The following is a 20,766-nucleotide window of genomic DNA, read 5'->3' on the forward strand; positions in this document are numbered from 1 at the left end:
ATGCGGTCCAAAAAAAAGCCCCCGGAAGAAGATCTTCCGGGGGCTTTTTCATGCGTTCATGCACCACTGGAAGATCCAAACGTCTTCCAGCACACATCGCCTGAAAGACTAGTCAGGATGATGGTGATGATGGTGGTTTTTAAAAGGAACGCGTGTCATATAAATTCTCGTTGAATGCTTATGCATTTGATGTCTTTTAACCTAAACCAGTTGTACGCCATAAAGCAAGGGTTTTTTTTGATCATTAATTCATTTCATATTGATGGTATGAATTGTGCGTTCCACCAGGCTGGCGTAGCCTTATAACAAGCGTCGTTAAGCGGAGAATGTCATGAAAAAGGTCGCGATTGTCGGGTTAGGGTGGTTAGGAATGCCACTGGCGATGTCATTAGCCGCGAAAGGCTGGCAGGTGACAGGGAGTAAGACCACCCGGGATGGGGTTGAAGCGGCACGCATGTGCGGCATTGATGGTGTCGAGCTGCGTCTCGAACCCGAGCTTATCTGCGATACCGACGAGCTGGATGAACTGATGAATGTGGACGCGCTGGTCATTACCTTACCGGCGCGGCGCAGCGGCCCGGGTGAGTCTTTTTACTTGCAGGCGGTGCAGGAGATCGTCGACAGCGCCCTGGCGCACCATATCCCGCGTATCATTTTCACCAGCTCCACCTCCGTCTATGGCGATATCGACGGTACGGCGAAAGAAAACACCGAGCGCCGTCCGGTGACCGCCAGCGGCCGGGTGCTGAAAGAGCTGGAAGACTGGCTGCACAATCTGCCTGGTACGCAGGTGGATATCTTACGTCTGGCTGGGCTGGTGGGGCCGGGCCGTCATCCGGGGCGCTTCTTTGCCGGTAAATCCGCGCCGGATGGCCAGCACGGGGTGAATCTTGTGCATCTTGAGGATGTTATCGGTGCAATTGAACTGCTTTTGCAGGCTCCGAAAGGGGGGCACATCTATAATATATGTGCGTCTTCGCATCCGCCGCGCAGTACCTTTTATCCGCTGATGGCGCGCCAGCTGGGTCTGGCGCCGCCGGTATTCAGCGAGGCGCAGGGGGAACGCAAAGGCAAAATTATTGATGGCAATCGTATTTGCCATGAACTGGGATTTGAATATCAGTATCCCGATCCGCTGGTTATGCCCATGGAATAATTGCGCCGGCGGAGACAATCGCACACCGCAAGGGGGCGAAGATGAAACCGCTGCTGGATGTTCTTGTTATTCTGGATGCGCTGGAAAAAGAGGGGAGCTTTGCCGCCGCCTCGGCGAAGCTCTATAAAACCCCTTCGGCTCTGAGCTACACCGTGCAAAAGCTCGAGAGCGATCTTAATATCCAAATCCTTGACCGCACCGGGCATCGCGCGCGTTTCACCCGCACAGGGCAGATGCTGCTGGAAAAAGGGCGTGACGTGCTGCATACGGTTCGCGAGCTGGAAAAACAGGCCGTCAAACTTCACCAGGGCTGGGAAAATGAGCTGGTGATTGGGGTTGATGATACTTTCCCTTTCTCCCTGCTTACTCCGCTTATTGAGGCGTTCTATCAGCGCCATAGCGTCACGCGGCTGGTTTTTATTAATGGCGTGCTGGGCGGTTCCTGGGAGGCCCTGACGCAGGGCAGGGCGGATATCATCGTTGGGGCGCTGCATGAGCCTCCCCAGTTAAGTGAATTTGGTTTTGCGCGGCTGGGCGTTCTGGAGCAGGTTTTTGCCGTTGCGCCTCATCACCCGCTGGCGAATGAACCGGAGCCTGTTACCCGACGCGTCATTAAAAACTATCGTGCCATTGTGGTTGGAGACAGTTCTCGCCCCGAATGCGGCATTTCATCGCAGCTGCTGGATGAGCAGGAGGCCATCACCGTTTTTGATTTTAAAACCAAGCTGGAGCTGCAAATAAGCGGCCTGGGGTGCGGTTACCTTCCCCGTTATTTAGCGCAGCGGTTTATTGACAGCGGAGCGCTGGTGGAAAAACAGGTTTTAGCGCAGAGCAGTAACGAATCGGTATGGGTGGGCTGGAATGAACAGACCGCCGGGCTTGCCAGCGCCTGGTGGCGAGACGAAATTTTAGCAAATAGTGCTATCGCTACAGTTTACACTCAGGCAGGTGATGGGAAATCAATCAGTTAGTAAAATTAATTTATGGGCAGGTTTCTCAATGTATTGCCTTTTGTATCTGGAATAGGGCAAAATGCCGCCGCTGCAAACAAATGAATAATCGACGATATAAAAGGCGTCGGTTATTTTTTTTTGCATGTACGAAACGAAACTAAAAACCAAGAGGCCGGGCTTCGTACCGGATAGATATTTACTAAAATCCGACAGTTGTTGTCGCTGAGGAAGAAAGAAATGGGGCAATTTTTCGCTTACGTGGCGGTTATTACCGTAAAGGAGAATAACTATGTCGCATAACGCAACTCCAAACACCTCTCGCGTGGAATTACGTAAAACGCTTACGTTGATTCCGGTTGTTATGATGGGCCTTGCCTATATGCAACCGATGACGCTGTTCGATACATTCGGTATCGTATCAGGCCTTACTGACGGTCACGTTGCAACGGCGTACGCCTTTGCGCTGGTCGCCATCCTCTTTACAGCGCTGAGCTACGGTAAACTGGTTCGCCGTTTCCCGTCCGCAGGCTCTGCGTACACCTATGCTCAGAAATCCATTAGCCCGGCGGTTGGCTTTATGGTGGGCTGGTCATCACTGCTGGACTACCTGTTCATGCCGATGATCAACATTCTGCTGGCAAAAATTTACTTCGAAGCGCTGGTGCCTTCCGTGCCGTCGTGGATCTTCGTTGTGGCGCTGGTGGCCTTTATGACCATCTCTAACCTGCGCAGCATCAAGACCGTGGCTAACTTCAACACCCTGATTGTGATCCTTCAGATGGGTATTGTTGCGGTTATCGTTGGCCTGATCATCTACGGCGTTTCCCACGGTGAAGGCGCAGGTACGCTGACCAGCACCCGTCCGTTCTGGTCTGAAGGCGCGCACGTAGTGCCGATGATCACCGGTGCGACTATCCTGTGCTTCTCGTTCCTGGGCTTCGACGGTATCTCTTCTCTGTCTGAAGAGACCAAAGACGCTGAGCGCGTGATCCCGAAAGCGATTTTCCTGACCGCGCTGATTGGCGGCCTGATCTTCATCGGTGCGTCTTACTTCTTACAGCTGTACTTCCCGGATATCTCTCGCTTTAAAGATCCGGATGCATCACAGCCTGAAATTATGCTGTACGTGGCGGGTAAAACCTTCCAGTGGGGCGTGCTGATCTTCTCCAGCGTCACCGTACTGGCTTCCGGTATGGCAGCGCACGCGGGCGTTTCTCGTCTGATGTACGTGATGGGCCGTGACGGTGTGTTCCCAACCCGCTTCTTCGGTTACGTGCATCCTAAATGGCGTACCCCGGCGTGGAACGTGCTGCTGGTGGGCGCGATTGCCCTGCTGGCGATTAAATTCGACCTGGTAACGGCCACTGCGCTGATTAACTTTGGTGCGCTGGTGGCGTTCACCTTCGTTAACCTCTCCGTGATTTCGCAGTTCTGGATCCGTGAGAAGCGCAACAAGACGCTGAAGGACCACATCAACTATCTGGTGCTGCCAGTGTGTGGTGCCCTGACAGTGGGCGCCCTGTGGATCAACCTGGAAGAGAGCTCAATGGTTCTGGGGCTGATCTGGGGTGCAATCGGCCTGATTTACCTGGCTTGCGTGACCAGAAGCTTCCGCAACCCGGTTCCTCAGTACGAAGACGTCGCGTAAGACTGTGTCGGGTGGCGGCTACGCACCCGACCTACGGACTTCTAAACCGTAGGCCGGGTAAGCGTTAGCGCCACCCGGCAAAAAAAAGCCGGAGACATCGCCTCCGGCTTTTTTGTACCCGCTATTCAGACAATCTCTTGCGCATACTGGAACAGCGCTTTCAGCAGCGCCTGCTTCTCAGCATTCCCTTCATACTGACCGTAAAGCATCTCCAGCTCCTGGGCGTAGCTATTGAGAAACTCCGGTGTAAATACGTTGCGCCGATGCTGTAACCAGCGTTCCTGCTCTGCTTCATCCAGCGTGCCGGGATAGTTACGCGCGCGATAATTAAACATCAGCTTCTCAATGCGCTTATCTGCGAAGGTGATATCCAGCGCGGGCAGGTTACGCGGGTCGGTTTGCAGCACGATATTCATCGCCGCGCGATCGGCGTCGCTGAAGAAGCCGTTATAAAGCTGCGCATCCACATTCTCAGACGGCACGAACGGTTCTGCTTCGGCAAAAATGGCGACGACTTTCTCGCGCACCTGCGGGTTGTCGCGCAGCACTTTCAGGTTGTCGAGGCAGTTCTGACGGTTAATCCCCAGCCGGTCGGCGTCTTCCGGGCGCAGCGTGTTAGCCTGCGCCAGCACCGGGCATTTATTGATGTGCACCAGTTTTACCGGTACGGCTGCCAGGTCACCCAGCGCCTCTTTCGGCGTATAGAGCCGTTCACGTAAGGTGTCGCTGTCAAGCTCAAGCAGCGGGGAGATATCTCCGGCGAGATCCACCATGATGACGGCGTTACGGTTGTCCGGATGCCAGGCAAGCGGCGCCACCCAGCTTGTATTCCCGCGCCACGCCCCGAACATCCCTGAAATATGCACCAGCGGTTTCATCTGCGGCACGTCAATCAGCGTCATCAGCTTTTGCTTGCTGCGATGGCTCAACAGATACTCAAACAGGCGCGGCTGCGCGGTTTTTACAAGTTTCGCCATTGCGATGGTCGCGTAAACGTCTGCCATCGCGTCGTGGGCGTTGCTGTGCTCGATGCCGTTGGCCCGCGTCAGGTGCTCGAGCCTGAAGCTCGGCATGCCGTCGTCGTTCTCCGGCCAGTTAATCCCCTCCGGGCGCAGCGCATAGCAGGCGCGCATGATATCCAGCAAATCCCAGCGTGAATTACGGTTCTGCCAGCTCCATGCATACGGATCGTAGAAGTTGCGGTAGAAGATATTGCGCGTCACTTCATCGTCAAAACGGATGTTGTTGTAACCCACCACGCAGGTATTGGGCACCGTGAACAGGTCGTGGATGCGACGGGCAAATTCTGCTTCGCTAACGCCTTTATCCCGCGCTTCCTGAGGCGTGATGCCCGTCACCATCACCGCGCCCGGCTGCGGCAGATAGTCATCGGCGGGTTTACAGTAAAACACCTCGGGTTCACCGATGATGTTAAATTCGTCATCGGTTCGGATAGCCGCAAACTGCGCCGGGCGGTCCAGCGCCGGATGGGTGCCAAAGGTTTCGTAATCGTGGAACAAAAAAGTCGGGCGCGCGGCAGAGTCAGACACCAGTAATCTCATCCTGTTAAAAATTGACGTCTCTATGGTAAACGATTGGGGTGAGCAGTCCGAATAAAAAGCACGGTCAGGCAAGAAATTTGCGAGATTTGTTCCGAAAAAATCTGCGCGTTGTCACATTTTTTTGCAATTAAGGCAGGTAACGACATCAGAACTCCCGTAAAAAGGTCATCGATTTTTACTGACCTGAGGATATACCGTTGAAACGCCGTCTGTTTATTGCTGTTTCTTTACTCGCTTCGAGTATTTCATCCGCGCTGGCTGCCGAGCCGCTGGATTTTTCACCTCAGCCGCCTGCCATCCAGGCTGGCTCCTGGGTATTGATGGATTACACCACGGGTCAAATCTTAACGGCGGGCAACGAACATCAGCAGCGTAATCCGGCGAGCCTGACCAAACTGATGACGGGGTACGTTGTCGATCGTGCCATTGATAGCCACCGCATCAGCCCCGATGACATTGTGACGGTCGGACGTGACGCCTGGGCAAAAGGCAATCCGGTCTTTGACGGTTCGTCGCTGATGTTTCTGAAGGAGGGCGATCGGGTTTCGGTGCGCGATCTCAGCCGCGGCCTGATTGTTGATTCCGGCAATGACGCCTGCGTGGCGCTGGCGGATCACGTGGCGGGCGGTCAGCCGCAGTTCGTCAGGATGATGAATGACTACGTTGAAAAGCTGAACCTGCGCGATACCCACTTCGAAACCGTACACGGGCTGGATGCACCGGGTCAGCACAGTTCCGCTTACGATCTCGCCGTGCTTTCCCGGGCCATCATTCACGGCGAGCCTGAGTTCTATCACATGTACAGCGAAAAGAGCCTGACCTGGAACGGCATCACCCAGCAGAACCGCAACGGCCTGCTGTGGGATAAGACCATGAACGTGGATGGCCTGAAAACGGGACACACCTCGGGCGCAGGCTTTAACCTGATTGCCTCCGCGGTGGACGGTCAGCGTCGACTGATTGCGGTGGTGATGGGGGCAGACAGCCCGAAAGGACGTGAAGATCAGGCGCGCAAGCTGCTGCACTGGGGACAGCAAAATTTTGATACGGTGCAGATCCTGCATAACGGTAAAAAAGTGGGAACCGAGCGCATCTGGTACGGCGATAAAGAGCAGATCGCGCTGGGCACAGATCAGGACTTCTGGCTGGCATTACCCAAAACGGAAGTGCCGAACATCAAGGCGAAATACGTGATGGATAAAAAAGAGCTGGAAGCGCCGATCGCCGCGCATCAGCGGGTAGGGGAGATCCAGCTGTACGATCGTGACAAGGTGGTCGCGCACTGGCCTTTGGTTACGCTGGAAAGCGTTGAAAAGGGCGGCCTTTTCTCCCGCCTCGGCGATTATCTGCATCATAAACTCTAACCTTTTCGGGCAGACTGGCAGTGTTGCGAGTCTGCTCACATAATAAACACTCCCGGTTTGCCGATAATCTCGATTCTGCTTTACAGTGTATATATATACAGTAATAAACGGAGGCAGCATGGACTACAGCATCAGGCAGCAACAGAAACGTACGATCGCTGGCTTTCATCTCGTGGGGCCGTGGGAAAAGACGGTCAAGAAGGGATTTGAACAGCTGGTCATGTGGGTAGACGGGCGTCATATTCAGCCGCAGGAGTGGGTGGCCGTTTATTATGACAATCCGGATGACGTGCCGGCAGAAAAGCTCCGCTGCGTTACCGCCGTAACGGTAGCGGACGATTTCACTATTCCTGAAAACAGCGAAGGGGTAATGATGACCGAAATTGCTGCCGGAGAGTATGCTATTGCCGCCGCGCGCGTCGAAAATCATGATTTCGCCACTCCGTGGTATCAGTTCTTCAACTCCCTGCTGGAAGACAGCAAATTCCAGATCGCGGCAAAACCCTGCTTCGAACGCTATCTGAACGATGGCAATGCGGACGGCTACTGGGATATTGAGATGTTTGTACCGGTAGAGCACAAAGTGGGATAATCCTGCGAAACGCAGGGTTTTTCAGCCGGGCGCGATCCACCCGGCTGAAAACACAGTACAATTGTGGTTTGCCGCAGAGCTGGAGACGGGTGTGCGCCCCGACAAGTCATTAACCCCTTTTGAAATTCGGTTATACAAACATTATCGCGTAGTGCACGGTTGCCGCATTGCGCTGGCGTTTGTGTTGACCTTCGTACTGGTTCGTTTGCTGGATATCCCGGAAGGAACGTGGCCGCTGATCACGCTGGTGGTGGTGATGGGGCCAATCTCATTCTGGGGGAACGTGGTCCCTCGCGCTTTCGAACGCATAGGCGGCACCGTTTTAGGCTCGGCGCTTGGGCTTATCGCCCTGAAGCTGGAGCTGATCTCGTTTCCGTTCATGCTGCTGTGGTGCGCGGTGGCGATGTTTCTTTGCGGATGGCTGGCCCTCGGCAAGAAACCGTATCAGGCGCTGCTGATTGGCATTACGCTCGCGGTTGTGGTCGGCGCACCGGCGGGCGATATGACCACCGCATTGTGGCGAAGCGGGGACGTCATCCTCGGCTCGTTGCTCGCCATGCTGTTTACCGGCATCTGGCCGCAGCGTGCCTTCCTGCACTGGCGCATTCAGATGGCAAACTACGTCACGGCATTTAACCGGGTCTACCAGGCCGGGTTTTCGCCGAATCTGATTGAGCGCCCGCGGCTGGAAAAGCACCTGCAAAAAATCCTCAATGATGTGGTCAAAATGCGTGGGTTAATTACGCCAGCAAGCAAAGAAACCCATATCCAGAAAGCCATTTTTGAAGCTATTCAGACGGTCAGCCGTAATCTGGTCTGTATGCTTGAACTGCAAATCAATGCCCACTGGGCCTCACGTCCCAGCCATCTTCTGATGCTCAACGCGCATACGCTGAAAGAGACGCAGCAGATGACGCAACAGACCCTGCTGACCATCGCTCATGCGCTCTATGAAGGTAACCCGCAGCCGATACGGGCGAACAGCGAGCGGCTGAACGAAATCGTCGCCGAGCTCAAACAGCTGATGAATGAGCGCCAGGGCGACAATGTGGCGGAAACGCCCATCCATGGTTATGTCTGGCTGAGTATGGAGCTGGCGCGACAGCTGGAGTTGTTATCGCAGCTGATTTGCCGGGCACTGCGCAAATAAAAAGCGTATGTGATGCCTGCTGCTTCGATTCAGCAACAATTAGGGTTATGATGGTTTTAAACGATATACTCATTGTCATTCGCAGCCGCTGTCTGTTAAAACGGTTGCTTTAACGAATCCGAATCTCACATTATCAGGGGTGTAAAAATGGAAACTACCAAGCCTTCGTTCCAGGATGTTCTGGAGTTCGTCCGCCTGTTCCGCCGCAAAAACAAGCTACAGCGCGAAATCCAGGACGTAGAGAAGAAGATCCGTGACAACCAGAAACGTGTCCTGCTGCTGGACAACCTGAGCGACTACATCAAGCCAGGCATGAGCGTTGAAGCTATTCAGGGCATCATCGCCAGCATGAAGAGCGATTATGAAGATCGCGTTGATGACTACATCATCAAAAACGCTGAGCTGTCCAAAGAGCGTCGCGACATCTCCAAGAAGCTGAAAGTGATGGGCGAAATCAAAAACGTCGACGCGAAAGGCGAGTAATCGCACACTCTGTTGCCCGGTGGCGCTGCGCTTACCGGGCCTACAGGACTGTTATCACGTAGGTTGGGTAAGGCGAAGCCGCCACCCGATAATTTTACCGAACGCAGAAAAGCAAAAAGCCTGCTCTAAAAGCAGGCTTTTTAAATTTGGCTCCTCTGACTGGACTCGAACCAGTGACATACGGATTAACAGTCCGCCGTTCTACCGACTGAACTACAGAGGAATCGTTGTGGAGGCTTATCTTAGCGGCGAAAAAACTTTTGTCAAACCTGATCTCAGGCAAAAGCGTTTGTTTGATGATTCTGTGGTCATTTTGTTGTAAATCCACACATAATTTTATGGAAAATACTTTGCAGGATACGCATTTCTGCCCCATCATTTGAAATGGAGTTTCAACTTTCTCGCTAAGGTCCATTTTTGAACGTCACCGCACCCCTACGCCAGGCGATTATGCGCACGCCCTGGTATGCAAAACGTAAGAGTTATCGAGTTCTCTTCTGGCGTGAAATCACCCCCCTTGCTGTGCCTATTTTCCTGGAGAATACCTGCGTCCTGTTGATGGGCGTGCTGAGCACCTTTCTGGTGAGCTGGCTCGGTAAAGAAGCCATGGCCGGGGTAGGGCTGGCGGACAGTTTCAATATGGTGGTGATGTCCTTCTTTGCCGCTATCGATCTCGGTACGACGGTGGTGGTGGCGTTTAGCCTGGGCAAGCTCGATCCGAAGCGTGCCCGCGAAGCGGCCAGACAGTCGCTGATGATCATGACCCTCTTTTCGATCATCCTTGCGGCGGTTATCCATTATTACGGCAAAGAAATTATCGACATTGTCGCGGGAGAAGCGACCAGCGAGGTGAAGGATCTGGCTCTCACCTACCTGGAAATGACGGTGCTGAGTTATCCGGCGGCTGCCATCGCGCTGATTGGTAGCGGTGCGCTTCGTGGAGCAGGAAATACCAAAATTCCGCTGCTGATCAACGGCGGCATGAACATCCTGAATATCATTATCAGCAGCGTTTTGATTTACGGCGTCTTTTCCTGGGAGGGGCTGGGCTTTGTCGGCGCGGGTTTGGGGCTAACCATTTCCCGCTATATTGGTGCGGCGGCGATAATTGGCGTACTGATGGCGGGAATTACGCCATCGCTGCGCCTGACGCTGAAAAGCTATTTCCGTCCGCTTAACTTCGCCATTATCTGGGAAGTGATGGGGATCGGGATTCCGGCCAGCATCGAATCCGTGTTGTTTAACGGTGGGAAACTGCTGACGCAGATGTTTGTTGCCGGGATGGGAACAGACGTCATCGCCGGCAACTTTATTGCCTTCTCCATCGCCTCACTCATTAACCTGCCGGGAAACGCGCTGGGGTCGGCGTCGACGATCATCACCGGCAGACGTCTCGGAAAGGGGCAGATAGGGCAGGCGGAACGGCAACTTCGGCATGTCTTCTGGCTTTCAACCATTGGACTGACGGCGATTGCGTGGGGAACTGCGCCTTTTGCCGGGCTGATGGCCTCGTTCTATACGCATGAAAATGACGTGAAAGAGGTCGTGAAGGTGCTCATTTGGCTCAACGCGGCGTTTATGCCAATTTGGGCCGCGTCTTGGGTACTTCCTGCCGGGCTGAAAGGGGCGCGCGATGCCCGGTTTGCGATGTGGGTCTCCATGCTCGGCATGTGGGGCTGTCGCGTTGTGGCGGGCTACACGCTGGGGGTAATGTTGGGTATGGGCGTAGTCGGCGTCTGGCTGGGGATGTTCCTTGACTGGGCCGTTCGCGGCGCGCTGTTTTACTGGCGCATGGTGAGCGGGCGCTGGCTGTGGAAATATCCGCGAAAAAAACCGGAGCAGGAGGTTTCGGAAACGGCAAGTGCCTGACAAATGTGCGAAGTGGAGAATAAATCGGCAAACGATTGAAAATCTGCATTCACCCTTTGACATCCTCAGGGCGCATCGATAATATGCGCCCCGTTCACACGATTCCTCTGTAGTTCAGTCGGTAGAACGGCGGACTGTTAATCCGTATGTCACTGGTTCGAGTCCAGTCAGAGGAGCCAAATTTGAAAAGCCTGCTTTTAAAGCAGGCTTTTTGCTTTTCTGCGTTCGTGAAATTGTCGGGTGGCGCTCCGCTTACCCGACCTACGGAATCCCAGGCCGGGTGAGTGGGTCCTTGTTATCAGCGGAACGGTGGCTCATTGAAGGTGCGCAGCTTGCGGGAATGCAGTTTGTCGCCCTCTGCACGCAGTAAATCGATGGCGCGAATGCCAATCTGAAGATGCTCTGAGATCGCCCCTTCGTAAAAACGGTTCGCCTGGCCCGGCAGTTTGATCTCGCCGTGCAGCGGTTTATCGGACACGCACAGCAGCGTGCCGTAAGGGACGCGGAAGCGATAGCCCTGCGCGGCAATGGTGGCGCTTTCCATATCGATTGCGACCGCACGGCTGAGATTGAAACGCAGGGCGGAGGCGGAATAGCGCAGCTCCCAGTTACGATCGTCGGTGGTAACGACCGTACCGGTACGCAGGCGCTGCTTCACCTCTTCACCCGGCATGCCGCTCACCTCTTTGGTGGCGTCGTACAGGGCGCGCTGCACTTCAGCGATACTCGGGATAGGAATATCCGGCGGCAGAACCGCGTCAAGGACATGGTCGTCACGCAGATAAGCGTGGGCAAGGACGTAATCGCCAATCAGCTGGCTTTCACGCAGGCCGCCGCAGTGGCCGATCATCAGCCAGACGTCCGGGCGCAGTACCGCCAGATGGTCGCAGATGGTTTTCGCATTCGACGGGCCAACGCCGATGTTAATCAGCGTAATGCCCTGACCGTCGGCGGTGATCAGGTGCCAGGCTGGCATCTGGTGCTTTTTCCATGCCAGGTCGGAGATGGCCTCTTCCGGTGCTTCGGTTTCGGCGGTGATCCATATCCCGCCCGCGCAGGATAGGGCGATGTAAGGGCTGTCCGGATCGAGGATCTGGCTACAGCCCCAGCGGACAAATTCGTCCACATAGCGGGTGTAATTGGTAAACAACACGAACGGCTGGAAATGTTCGGCTGGGGTGCCGGTGTAGTGGCGCAGGCGTGCCAGCGAGAAATCGACACGGCGGGCATCAAAGTGCGACAGCGGTGAAAACTCTGCCGGGTGATAGATCCCGTCCGCCGTCTCATCGCCAATCTGCGACAGCTCAGTGGTCGGGAAGTGGCGGGTCAGCCCCGCGCTCATGGAGCGATCCAGCGTCAGCGCTGAACCGTCTATCACGTACGGGTAAGGGATCTCGTGCAGGGACGGTTCAACGCTGATATGCGCGCCGTAATCCTGATACAGCAGGGTAAGCTGCTCTTCCAGGTAGGGGCGGAACAGCGCAGGTCGCGTGATGGTCGTGCTGTAACAGCCGGAGTGGGTGAAACGCGCATAGGCGCGGGTTTTCGGATTGCTGCTGGCGCTGCCGTCCCAGGTGACAGAGAGCGATGGATAAACAAAAAGGCCCTGAGTTCTGGCCTTTTCATCGGGAAGCTTCCCTGTTTCGATATAGTCACTGATGGCGCTGCGCAGTGCATTGACGGACTGTTCATACAGCGCGTCGAGTTTTTCCAGCGCCTGAGCCGGGGTCAGGCTGGAGCCCTTATTATTCATGTCTGTCTCCTTGTTCCACAGGTGTGCGGCTTTACCCGATAGTATGTCACACGCCTGTGAAACAAAAGTGAGGAGATCAGCTGTGCACGGTTTCCTTCATCAACAGGGCGGTGGCGGCAGAAAGCAGGCAACCCGCCAGCAGATAAATCGCCACGCTATGCCAGTTACCGCCCGAGAACGTCACCAGCGCGGCGGCGATAAACGGCGTAAACCCACCGCCGACCACGCTCGCCACCTGATATCCCACGCCCGCGCCGCTGTAACGGTAGCTTGCGCCAAACAGCTCGGTAAACATTGGCTGCTGCACGCAGACCACCATATCGTGAGCGATGTTCGCAAGCATGATCGCGAAGAAGACAATCCAGAAGACCGACTGTGCCTCCAGCGCCATAAAGAACGGCCAGGCGCTGAGTGTGCCGATGAGCGCCCCGGTGATATACACCCGTCGACGGCCAAAGCGATCCGCCAGCCAGGCGAAGCAGGGGATGGTCAGGCAGCTGATCCCGCCCACCACCAGGCCAATATTCAGGAACAATTCCCGCGGCAGGCCGAGGTTTTGCGTGGAGTAGTTCAGGGCAAAGGCGGTGACGATATACATCGTCAGCAGTTCGCACAGGCGCAGGGCAATGATTTTCAGAAAAGCGCCAGGGTGCTGCACCAGCGCTTCCATCACCGGCAGCCGTTTTTTCGCGACCGGTTTTTCGCGCTGCTGCCGTTCAAACTCAGCCGACTCTTCCATGCCGTTACGGATCCACAGGGCCACCACGACCAGCACAATGCTGAAGATAAACGGAATACGCCAGCCCCAGCTCAGGAACTGCTCGTCTGTCGTGAGCTGGCTTATTAGCGACACCAGGCCCGTGGAGAGCAGCAGACCCACGCCATAACCCACCTGCACGCCGCTGCTGTAAAACGCTTTCTTATTCTTCGGCGCGCTTTCCACGGACAGCAATGCCGCGCCGCCCCATTCGCCGCCGACGGCAAAGCCCTGAATGGCGCGCAGCGTAACCAGCAACACCGGAGCCCACCAGCCAATCGAGGCAAAGGAGGGCAAAATACCGATCAGCGCGGTGGCAATGCCCATCATCCAGACGGTGAGCATCAGCATACGTTTCCGGCCAAGGCGGTCACCGAAGTGGCCGAAAATTATCCCGCCCAGAGGACGAAACAGAAAACCGACGCCGAAGGTGGCAAACGCAGCAAGCGTGCCCATGGCGGGGCTGATCTGGGGAAAGAATTCACGGTTAAAGACCAGCGCAGCGGTAATACCGTAGAGCAGAAAGTCATACCAGTCGACGACGGCGCCTGCGAAGCTACCTAAAGCGGCGCGGCGGGCGCGGTTAAGCGAAGGTGTCTCCTCGTTGCGGCGAGCGGAGATAAGGGTGGAGTCCATAGTTGTCCTGTCTGTACTGATTTTTAATTATTGGTATAAGAAAAGGTCACTCACATCGCGGCCGTCATATTGACGGAATGTATGAGACTACCGCGACAGGCGGCCTGAGAAAACGTTTTTATCTTTCCTGAAAGCGCAGAATAAATAAATTTCATCTTATCGGGCGACAACATAAATCAGCCTGTTTGGCTCCGGTTAGGGCTGAATGGTTTACAGTAATAACGATCGCTGCGTGACGTAAGCTGAGGGTATAACGATGCAACGCCTCTTTCCTGCACTGTGGGTAGTCCTGGTTTTAGTCGTATCTCCGCTGCATGCGGAGCCGAAAGTCTATGGCGAACAGCGTATTCACCGCTGGTGGGATGCAGTAACGGACGATATTGCGCAAACCTGGGAACAGCCGGATCGTTACGATCTCTACCTTCCGTTTCTGAGCTGGCATGCTCGATTCATGTATGACAAAGAGAAAACCGACAACTACAACGAAATGCCGTGGGGCGGGGGGCTGGGCGTGTCCCGCTACAACGACGAGGGCAACTGGAGCGCGCTCTTTGCCATGATGTTCAAAGATTCACATAACGAATGGCAGCCTGCGATGGGCTACGGCTGGGAGAAAGGCTGGTATCTGGATAACGCAAAAGATTTCCGTCTGGGGCTGGGGGCCGCTGCGGGGATCACGGCACGCGACGACTTTGCCAACTATGTCCCGCTGCCGTTTATCTTCCCGCTTTTCTCTGCCGGATATAAGCGCGTCACCGTCCAGTTCACCTATATCCCCGGAACCTACAACAACGGCAACGTGCTGTTTGCCTGGCTGCGCCTGGGCTTTTAGAGGGTGATCACTTTTTTGGCCACTGCGTTGGACAGGATCAGCAGCGAAAACAGGACCGACGTAACAAAGGTAAGCACAATCAGAGCAAGCTTGGTGCTCAGAGACGTCACCGGAATGAGCGCGGTCAGCAGGTGAAACACCGAGTAGTGCATAATATAGACCCCGGTCATGGTTTTGCTAATGGCGGCCAGCACGGACTCTTTAAACTCCGCATTGCGGCGAAACCGCACTCCGTTGGCCGCAATCACCAGGGCAATAATCAGAATGTAGATTTGCGATCCGGTAAGAATAAAGGCGTTTCTGTCTGCTTTAAATAGCGCAAAAAAGAAGTGCCGCTCGTAAAACCACGTGAAGAGATAAATAAACGGTATGGCAATCACCGCGGCCCTGACCACATTTTTGCGGCCGATCCACGCCGCGATCTGCGGATCGCAAAAGAGCTGCCCCGTCAGATAAAACAGCAGCCACGTCCACAGGCGATACTGCGGCGACAATGAAAGGACGTGGGCATCAGGATAGAGGGCTGACAGCAAATCGTACCCGTATGAGAAAAGCAGCAGGGTGGCAATGACCCCGCAAAAGAGCATTCGTCGCTGACTGAGCCGCTCCACCACCGGGTGAAACGTGTAAATCACGATAAACGCGAACACGAACCAGGGCTGGATCAGATATCCGCGCTGATAGGGCTCCCACAGGTAGTAAATCGTTACCCAGAACAGAAAGACGATCACCAGGCTTTTGATCTTATCCAGCTGCCAGCGCGTGCCGTGTCGGGATTGCCCGTCCAGATACCCTGCAACCACAAAAAATAACGGCGTGGCGATGGTCGAAATGAAGGTTAAAAAACCGAGGATCCAGTGATAGTCATAATCGTAATGATCCCAGGTGTTGTAGATGGTGAAAAAGGTCACCGCCGTCATACAGCCCAGCGTCTTGATGATATTCAGCCCTGTCGCATTCATTGTTGTTCAGCTTTGTCCTTACGATGGAAACACGCGTAAATTACGGGGAGTACCAGCAGCGTCAGGATTGTAGCAAACCCAAGCCCAAACATAATCACAACGGCCATGCTCTGGAAGAACACATCCAGCAACAGAGGGGCGAGGCCGAGTACGGTCGTAAAGGCGGTGAGCAGGATGGGACGCAGGCGCGACGTGGCGGCGTACACGATAGCACTGTGCTGATCCTGCTGCGCTTTCTGCTGTTCTATCTCTTCCACCAACACAATGCCGTTGCGGATCAGCATCCCGCTCAGGCTCAACAGGCCAATCAACGCCATAAAGCCAAAAGGGATGCCGGTAATTAAAAACCCCGGCGTCACGCCGATCAGCGCCAGCGGCACGGTCAGCCAGATGGCGACGGCGTTTTTCACCGAACTGAACATCAGCACCGTGATCACAAACATCACCAGATAGCCGAGCGGCAGCGTGGTAAATAGCCCCTGCTGCGCTTCGCTGGAGTTCTCCGCGTCCCCGCCCCACTCAATGCTGTAGCCGTGGGGCAGGGGAAGGGCATCTATTTGCGGCTTCACGCGGGCGAGAATATCGCCGGAGGTTTGCTGGCTTAGCGGGTCAGGGTCGGTCTGCACGGTCAGCACGCGGGAGCGGTCACGGCGCAGGATCAGCGGATCTTCCCACTCCAGCGAGAAGCCGCTGATGACGTTGCTCAGCGGAATATACTGCTGCCGGGTCTGGCTCCAGACCAGAACGTTATTCAGGTGATTGGCGTCCAGCCGCTCGCTTTCCGGCGGGCGCACCACCACGGGCAACAGGTCGCTGCCTTCTCTGTACAGTCCTGCCCGACTGCCGGAGAAATTCATCTCCAGTGCGTTATCGACGTCCTGCTTATCCACGCCAAGCTCACGTCCCAGCGCGGTGACGTACTGCGGGCGGATCACTTTGCTGCGATTTTGCCAGTCGTTCCTGACGCTGTCCGTCGCCGGATCGCGCGTAAGGATGTTGTCTACCTGGCTGGCGATCAGACGCAGCCTGTCCGGATCGGGGCCTTTAATACGTATTTCAATGGCGCTGTCGCCGGAGGGGCCAAACATCACCCGCTTCGTGCTGGCGTTAACCTGCGGATAGTTTCGTGCGATGTACTCATCAACGTGGCGGGTCAGGGCGGGGATGTTACGCTGGTCGTCCATTCTCACCATAATTTGCGCATAGTTGCTGTACTGCCGCTGTCCGCTGTAGGTCAAAATAAATCGCATACTTCCCTGACCAATCGTCGAGACCGTAGTTTCCACGCCTGGCTGGCCGTTAATGGTTTTCTCGATATCACCGGTCATTTTCTCGCTCCAGTTAATGTCGGTACCGTAAGGGAGCCAGAGGTCGACAAAGAAAATTGGCGTACTGGAGGAGGGGAAGAAGTTCTGCCGCACCGAGCCAAAGCCCCAGATGGCGGCGGCCAGCAGTGCGGCCATCACTACCAGCGTTGGCGCTTTACGCCGTAACAGCGCGTTGAGCACACCCTGATAGATCCGATAGATGCGTTTGTCATAGGGATCCGTTTCGTCGGCCTTTGGCGGTGCAGCATCTCGTTTAAACAGCCACCACTTAATCAGCACTGGCGTTATGGTGAGGGCTGAGAACCAACTCAGCATGAGCGAAATCAGCAGGACCTGAAACAGCGACTTACAGTATTCGCCGGTGGAATCCTGTGACAGCCCGACGGGCGCAAAGGCCAGGATGGCGATGACCGTTGCACCCAGCAGCGGCAGCGCAGAACGGCGAATAATGTCGCTAATGGCGTTCATCAGGGACGAGCCCTGCTGCCGGGCTATCAGTACCCCTTCGACAATAACAATGGCATTGTCGACCAGCATGCTGAGGGCGATGATCAGCGCGCCCAGTGAAATGCGCTGTAGTTCAATACCCCAGAGATACATGATCAGCAGCGTGCCCAGCACGTTGAGGGCGAGGGAAAAGGCAATAATGATCCCGCTGCGTAAGCCCATAAAGATCAACAACACGCCGATGACAATCGCCAGCGCCATCAGGAAGTTAATGATAAATCCGTTAACGGAATGCCCGACCTCCGCCGCCTGATCGTAAAACAGGTCGATATGGATACCTGCCGGTTTCTCGGCTGACATCTGCTCAAGCTTCGCCTCCAGGGCATGTCCCACGTCGATCACGTTAACGCTGGGGATAAAGGAGACGCCCATGGTGACGGCTTTTTTGCCGTTGGCATGGTAGATGCTGGCAGGGGACGCATCCAGCCCGCGTGACAGGGTGGCAATATCCCGTAAGCGGGTAGCCGCCCCAACGCCGGGCGGGGTCACGATGAGATCGGCCAGCTCGTCAATACTTTCGAATTCACCGGTAGGATGCAGACGAATTGACTCGGTACCGGAGGGGATCTCTCCCGCGCTGGAGACCACGTTCAGCCTGCTGAGCTGGGCAGAAAGCTGGTTCAGCGTTATCCCGCGCGCGGCCATTTTGCTCAGAGAAATGTCCACGTTAATCTGCTGAGTGAGGGCTCCGCCGATGGCCACTTTGCCCACGCCTGGCACGAGGACCAACTCCCGGCGCAGCTGCTCGGCATACCGGACCAGTTCCGGATTGCTGAATTCATCTCCGGAAATGGCAAAGAAAAAGCCGAACACATCGCCAAAATCGTCATTCACAAACGGGGTCACTACGCCGGGTGGAAACTGTCTGGCGGCATCTCCCACCCGGCGACGCAGTTCATCCCAGATTTGCGGCAGTGCATTTGAGTGGTAGCGCGAGGCTATATTGACCGTGATCTGCGACAGGCCGCTGGAGGAGATGGAGCTGACGTTATCCAGATAAGGTAACTGCTGAAGCGCATTTTCCAGCGGCAGGGTGACCTCTTCCTCAACCTGCTGCGCCGACGCGCCCGGATAATGGGTGATCACCACCGCCGTTTTGATGGTAAACGCCGGATCTTCCAGTCTGCCAATGTTCAACAGGGCAATAATGCCGCCTACGCCCAGCAGCAAAATAGTCAGCCAGACGCGAACCGGGTTGCTGATAAACTGACGAGAGATATCCATTACAGTCCCCGTTCACGCGTCCAGATACGTACCGGCTGGTTGGGATGTAGCTCCCCAACGCCTGCGGCCACCACGCGTTCACCGGCCTTAAGCCCACCGACGATGACGACCCCCTCAGCGCTGACTTGCCCCACGCTGACCTTACGATCTTCAAGCTGCAACGTATCGCCTTCGCCCGTCACCACCCAGACATGTGGCTCATTGCGCGGGCGGTTATCCGGGTTAAAGACCGCTTCAACCGGCACTACCAGCGCCTCACTGCCCACACCAGCCGGAAGGTTGGTTAAATTGATGGTGACCGTTCCGCTGACGCCGCCCACGACGGGAAAATCATCCGGGCGGGGCATGGTTAAAATCACCTGCCAGGTCAATGTGTTGCTGTCGCTACTGCCTGAGTGCTCTTTGTACACAGCGGTAAACTCGCGACCGGGCAGGGCGTTGATCCTCACTACCGGTTTGTACTGCGCATTGCGAATATCGAAGGTGTTAAACAGGTTCTCTGGAAGGCTGAACACCACGTCCAGCAGATCGGTACGGGTCAAAGTGACGACGGGCTGGCCGGCGGAGACGACCTGATGATTTCGCACATGGATGCTGGCCGCTGTCCCGCTAAAGGGGGCGACGAGCGTCATCTGGCTTAATTCTTCGCGCGCAATCTGTAGCGCGGCGTTTGCTGAATCGCGGTTGGCGCGCTGGACATCCATCTCGGCTTTCGACACGGCCTGGCGTCCCGCCAGGGTCTGGAAGCGGTCGAATTGCCGCTGAGCCAGGGTCGCCGCCGTTTGCCTGTCGTTCAGGCGCTGCCGGGCTTCACGGGCGTTGAGGCTGGCGAGTCGTTGCCCCTGTTTGACAACGGCACCCTGGCGAATGTCCAGGGTCTCAATCTGCCCGGCTCGTTTGAACGCGAGATCCGTGGCGTCGCCGGATTCAATACGGGCGGGAAACACGCGCTGCTGCGCGTTGCCGGCCTTGACCACCTCTGCGACTTTTACCATTTTCGGCAGGGGCGCGGCGCGGTCGGGTTTCGGATCGCACGCCGTCAGCAGCAATAAAACAGCAGGCAGAAGAGAGAGGTAGCGCTTCACAGTATTCCCCTGATAATAATTGTTTTATTTATTTCGTCATCAATGCTGGGGTGGCGCTATTCTGCCAGGGCCGAGACGACCACATAGGTAAATAGACCGATTGCTGTGCTGGCGATAATGGCGAGCGCAATAAACAAACCAAGGCGAATCAGGCTTAAACCGTACATGCATTCCTCCATGAGGTTGAAGGTGGCGCGGGATAAAGAGAATAAACGTGTTGCATGCCTGACTATGAGCATAGTCGGTGAATAAATAAATGTTAAATAACCATTATTAGTGGCGTGACATACTCAGGCGAAACAAGCGTTACGATGGTGTATCCCCTTTGAATAACATCCTGATATTCCTGTGCTACGTTTAATAGCATCCATTCCTTTTTTCCGTAAAAGGCATTCACGCCTGTACCCATGGGTTTGATGCGATCTCTCCTGATTCACTCACTGTTGTGTTGGTTATAAAAAAGGATGCTTGATATGTATAAAACGATTCTGGTGCCGGTGGATGTATACGAAACAGCATTGTCTGATAAAGCGCTACAGCATGCCCAATTCCTGGCGCAAAGCGCATCGGGTAATGTCCATCTGCTGTACGTTATGCCAAAGTTCTCGGCGGAACTGACCCGTGGTTTTATTGCAGACGCGAGAAAGATGGATGAATATATGATTAATAATGCTAAAGAAAAACTGGCTGCGCTGGTAAAAAAAATCAACCTGCCGGAAGCAAATGTCCATCTACATGTTCGCAGCGGGAATATACGTGATGAGGTAATCAAACTGGCGGATGAGCTTAACGTCGGTGCGATTATTGTGGGATCGCGTAATCCAAATATTCAAACTCATTTATTAGGGTCAGAGGCGGCGAGTATCGTTCGTTACGCGCATGTTCCTGTTTTCGTTATTCGTTAA

General features: G+C 55.1%; 18 protein-coding genes, 2 tRNA genes and 1 other annotated feature. Of the genes, 12 read left to right on the forward strand and 8 right to left on the reverse strand.

Going from position 1 to position 20,766, the window contains the following annotated elements; genetic code table 11:
• Nucleotides 1-9: 9 nt before the first annotated feature.
• Nucleotides 10-133: a sequence feature (His leader region), on the reverse strand.
• Nucleotides 109-159, reverse strand: coding sequence for a his operon leader peptide (hisL, locus tag SK54_RS22500; protein ID WP_099516347.1), 51 nt, complete (start codon nucleotides 157-159; stop codon nucleotides 109-111). (Overlaps the previous feature by 25 nt.)
• A 172-nt stretch (nucleotides 160-331) precedes the next feature.
• On the opposite strand from hisL, the gene SK54_RS10110 reads away from it, so the two are divergent.
• From SK54_RS10110 to SK54_RS10120, 4 genes are all read left to right on the forward strand, one after another.
• Nucleotides 332-1,156: an SDR family oxidoreductase gene (locus SK54_RS10110; RefSeq protein WP_047728943.1), complete on the forward strand. Its 825-nt coding sequence runs from the start codon at nucleotides 332-334 to the stop codon at nucleotides 1,154-1,156.
• A 41-nt stretch (nucleotides 1,157-1,197) separates the two neighbouring features.
• Nucleotides 1,198-2,127 carry a LysR substrate-binding domain-containing protein gene (locus tag SK54_RS10115; protein WP_047728942.1) on the forward strand — a complete coding sequence of 310 codons (930 nt, stop codon included), beginning with the start codon at nucleotides 1,198-1,200 and terminating at the stop codon, nucleotides 2,125-2,127.
• A gap of 219 nt (nucleotides 2,128-2,346) precedes the next feature.
• Complete coding sequence (gene yoeI, locus SK54_RS22505) at nucleotides 2,347-2,409, forward strand: membrane protein YoeI (protein ID WP_099458931.1); 63 nt, start codon at nucleotides 2,347-2,349, stop codon at nucleotides 2,407-2,409.
• Nucleotides 2,399-3,757 (forward strand): APC family permease, encoded by a 1,359-nt coding sequence (locus SK54_RS10120; RefSeq protein WP_006811203.1) that lies wholly within the window; start codon nucleotides 2,399-2,401, stop codon nucleotides 3,755-3,757. Before yoeI ends, SK54_RS10120 begins: the two co-directional genes overlap by 11 nt.
• Nucleotides 3,758-3,882: 125 nt before the next feature.
• Here SK54_RS10120 and sbcB read toward each other — a convergent pair whose 3' ends face one another.
• Entirely contained in the window at nucleotides 3,883-5,319 is a 1,437-nt protein-coding gene (gene sbcB / locus SK54_RS10125; protein WP_369793769.1) for an exodeoxyribonuclease I, read from the reverse strand.
• Nucleotides 5,320-5,510: 191 nt separating this feature from the next.
• On the opposite strand from sbcB, the gene dacD reads away from it, so the two are divergent.
• The 4 genes from dacD to SK54_RS10145 all read left to right on the forward strand — a co-directional run bounded on the left by dacD (nucleotide 5,511) and on the right by SK54_RS10145 (nucleotide 8,908).
• Nucleotides 5,511-6,683 (forward strand): serine-type D-Ala-D-Ala carboxypeptidase DacD, encoded by a 1,173-nt coding sequence (gene dacD / locus SK54_RS10130; protein WP_146024376.1) that lies wholly within the window; start codon nucleotides 5,511-5,513, stop codon nucleotides 6,681-6,683.
• Between the two features lie 118 nt (nucleotides 6,684-6,801).
• Nucleotides 6,802-7,275 (forward strand): DNA gyrase inhibitor SbmC, encoded by a 474-nt coding sequence (sbmC, locus tag SK54_RS10135; RefSeq protein WP_047728937.1) that lies wholly within the window; start codon nucleotides 6,802-6,804, stop codon nucleotides 7,273-7,275.
• Nucleotides 7,276-7,366: 91 nt separating this feature from the next.
• The gene (locus SK54_RS10140) at nucleotides 7,367-8,425 is read left to right on the forward strand and encodes an FUSC family protein (protein ID WP_003859506.1); all 1,059 of its coding nucleotides are present in this window, start codon (nucleotides 7,367-7,369) and stop codon (nucleotides 8,423-8,425) included.
• Nucleotides 8,426-8,572: 147 nt separating this feature from the next.
• A complete protein-coding gene (locus SK54_RS10145) occupies nucleotides 8,573-8,908 on the forward strand; it encodes a DUF496 family protein (RefSeq protein WP_000450410.1) in 336 nt (111 codons plus the stop codon).
• Between the two features lie 147 nt (nucleotides 8,909-9,055).
• Here SK54_RS10145 and SK54_RS10150 read toward each other — a convergent pair.
• Nucleotides 9,056-9,131 (reverse strand) — tRNA-Asn (locus tag SK54_RS10150).
• 227 nt (nucleotides 9,132-9,358) lie between these two features.
• On the opposite strand from SK54_RS10150, the gene emmdR reads away from it, so the two are divergent.
• Nucleotides 9,359-10,777 carry a multidrug efflux MATE transporter EmmdR gene (gene emmdR, locus SK54_RS10155; RefSeq protein WP_023294986.1) on the forward strand — a complete coding sequence of 473 codons (1,419 nt, stop codon included), beginning with the start codon at nucleotides 9,359-9,361 and terminating at the stop codon, nucleotides 10,775-10,777.
• A 103-nt stretch (nucleotides 10,778-10,880) separates the two neighbouring features.
• Nucleotides 10,881-10,956, forward strand: a tRNA-Asn gene (locus tag SK54_RS10160).
• A 119-nt stretch (nucleotides 10,957-11,075) separates the two neighbouring features.
• On the opposite strand, the gene SK54_RS10165 is transcribed toward SK54_RS10160, so the two are convergent.
• Entirely contained in the window at nucleotides 11,076-12,530 is a 1,455-nt protein-coding gene (locus SK54_RS10165; protein ID WP_015572404.1) for an AMP nucleosidase, read from the reverse strand.
• A 76-nt stretch (nucleotides 12,531-12,606) separates the two neighbouring features.
• A complete protein-coding gene (shiA, locus tag SK54_RS10170; protein WP_045338624.1) occupies nucleotides 12,607-13,923 on the reverse strand; it encodes a shikimate transporter in 1,317 nt (438 codons plus the stop codon).
• A gap of 256 nt (nucleotides 13,924-14,179) precedes the next feature.
• On the opposite strand from shiA, the gene pagP reads away from it, so the two are divergent.
• Complete coding sequence (gene pagP, locus SK54_RS10175; protein ID WP_032104792.1) at nucleotides 14,180-14,755, forward strand: lipid IV(A) palmitoyltransferase PagP; 576 nt, start codon at nucleotides 14,180-14,182, stop codon at nucleotides 14,753-14,755.
• Here pagP and SK54_RS10180 read toward each other — a convergent pair.
• From SK54_RS10180 to SK54_RS10190, 3 genes are read right to left on the reverse strand one after another with little or no spacing between them, the layout of a single operon-like run.
• A complete protein-coding gene (locus SK54_RS10180; protein ID WP_162184642.1) occupies nucleotides 14,752-15,675 on the reverse strand; it encodes an acyltransferase in 924 nt (307 codons plus the stop codon). The two genes, pagP and SK54_RS10180, sit on opposite strands and share 4 nt — an antisense overlap.
• 38 nt (nucleotides 15,676-15,713) lie before the next feature.
• Entirely contained in the window at nucleotides 15,714-18,776 is a 3,063-nt protein-coding gene (locus SK54_RS10185) for an efflux RND transporter permease subunit (protein ID WP_048247115.1), read from the reverse strand.
• Entirely contained in the window at nucleotides 18,776-19,861 is a 1,086-nt protein-coding gene (locus SK54_RS10190; RefSeq protein WP_048247117.1) for an efflux RND transporter periplasmic adaptor subunit, read from the reverse strand. The genes SK54_RS10185 and SK54_RS10190 overlap by 1 nt, the downstream gene beginning before the upstream one ends.
• 473 nt (nucleotides 19,862-20,334) lie before the next feature.
• On the opposite strand from SK54_RS10190, the gene SK54_RS10195 reads away from it, so the two are divergent.
• Nucleotides 20,335-20,766, forward strand: coding sequence for a universal stress protein (locus tag SK54_RS10195; RefSeq protein ID WP_003859525.1), 432 nt, complete (start codon nucleotides 20,335-20,337; stop codon nucleotides 20,764-20,766).

It is taken from the genome of Enterobacter sp. MGH120 (assembly GCF_001037725.1).
GTDB classification, from domain to species: Bacteria; Pseudomonadota; Gammaproteobacteria; order Enterobacterales; family Enterobacteriaceae; genus Enterobacter; species Enterobacter hormaechei_C.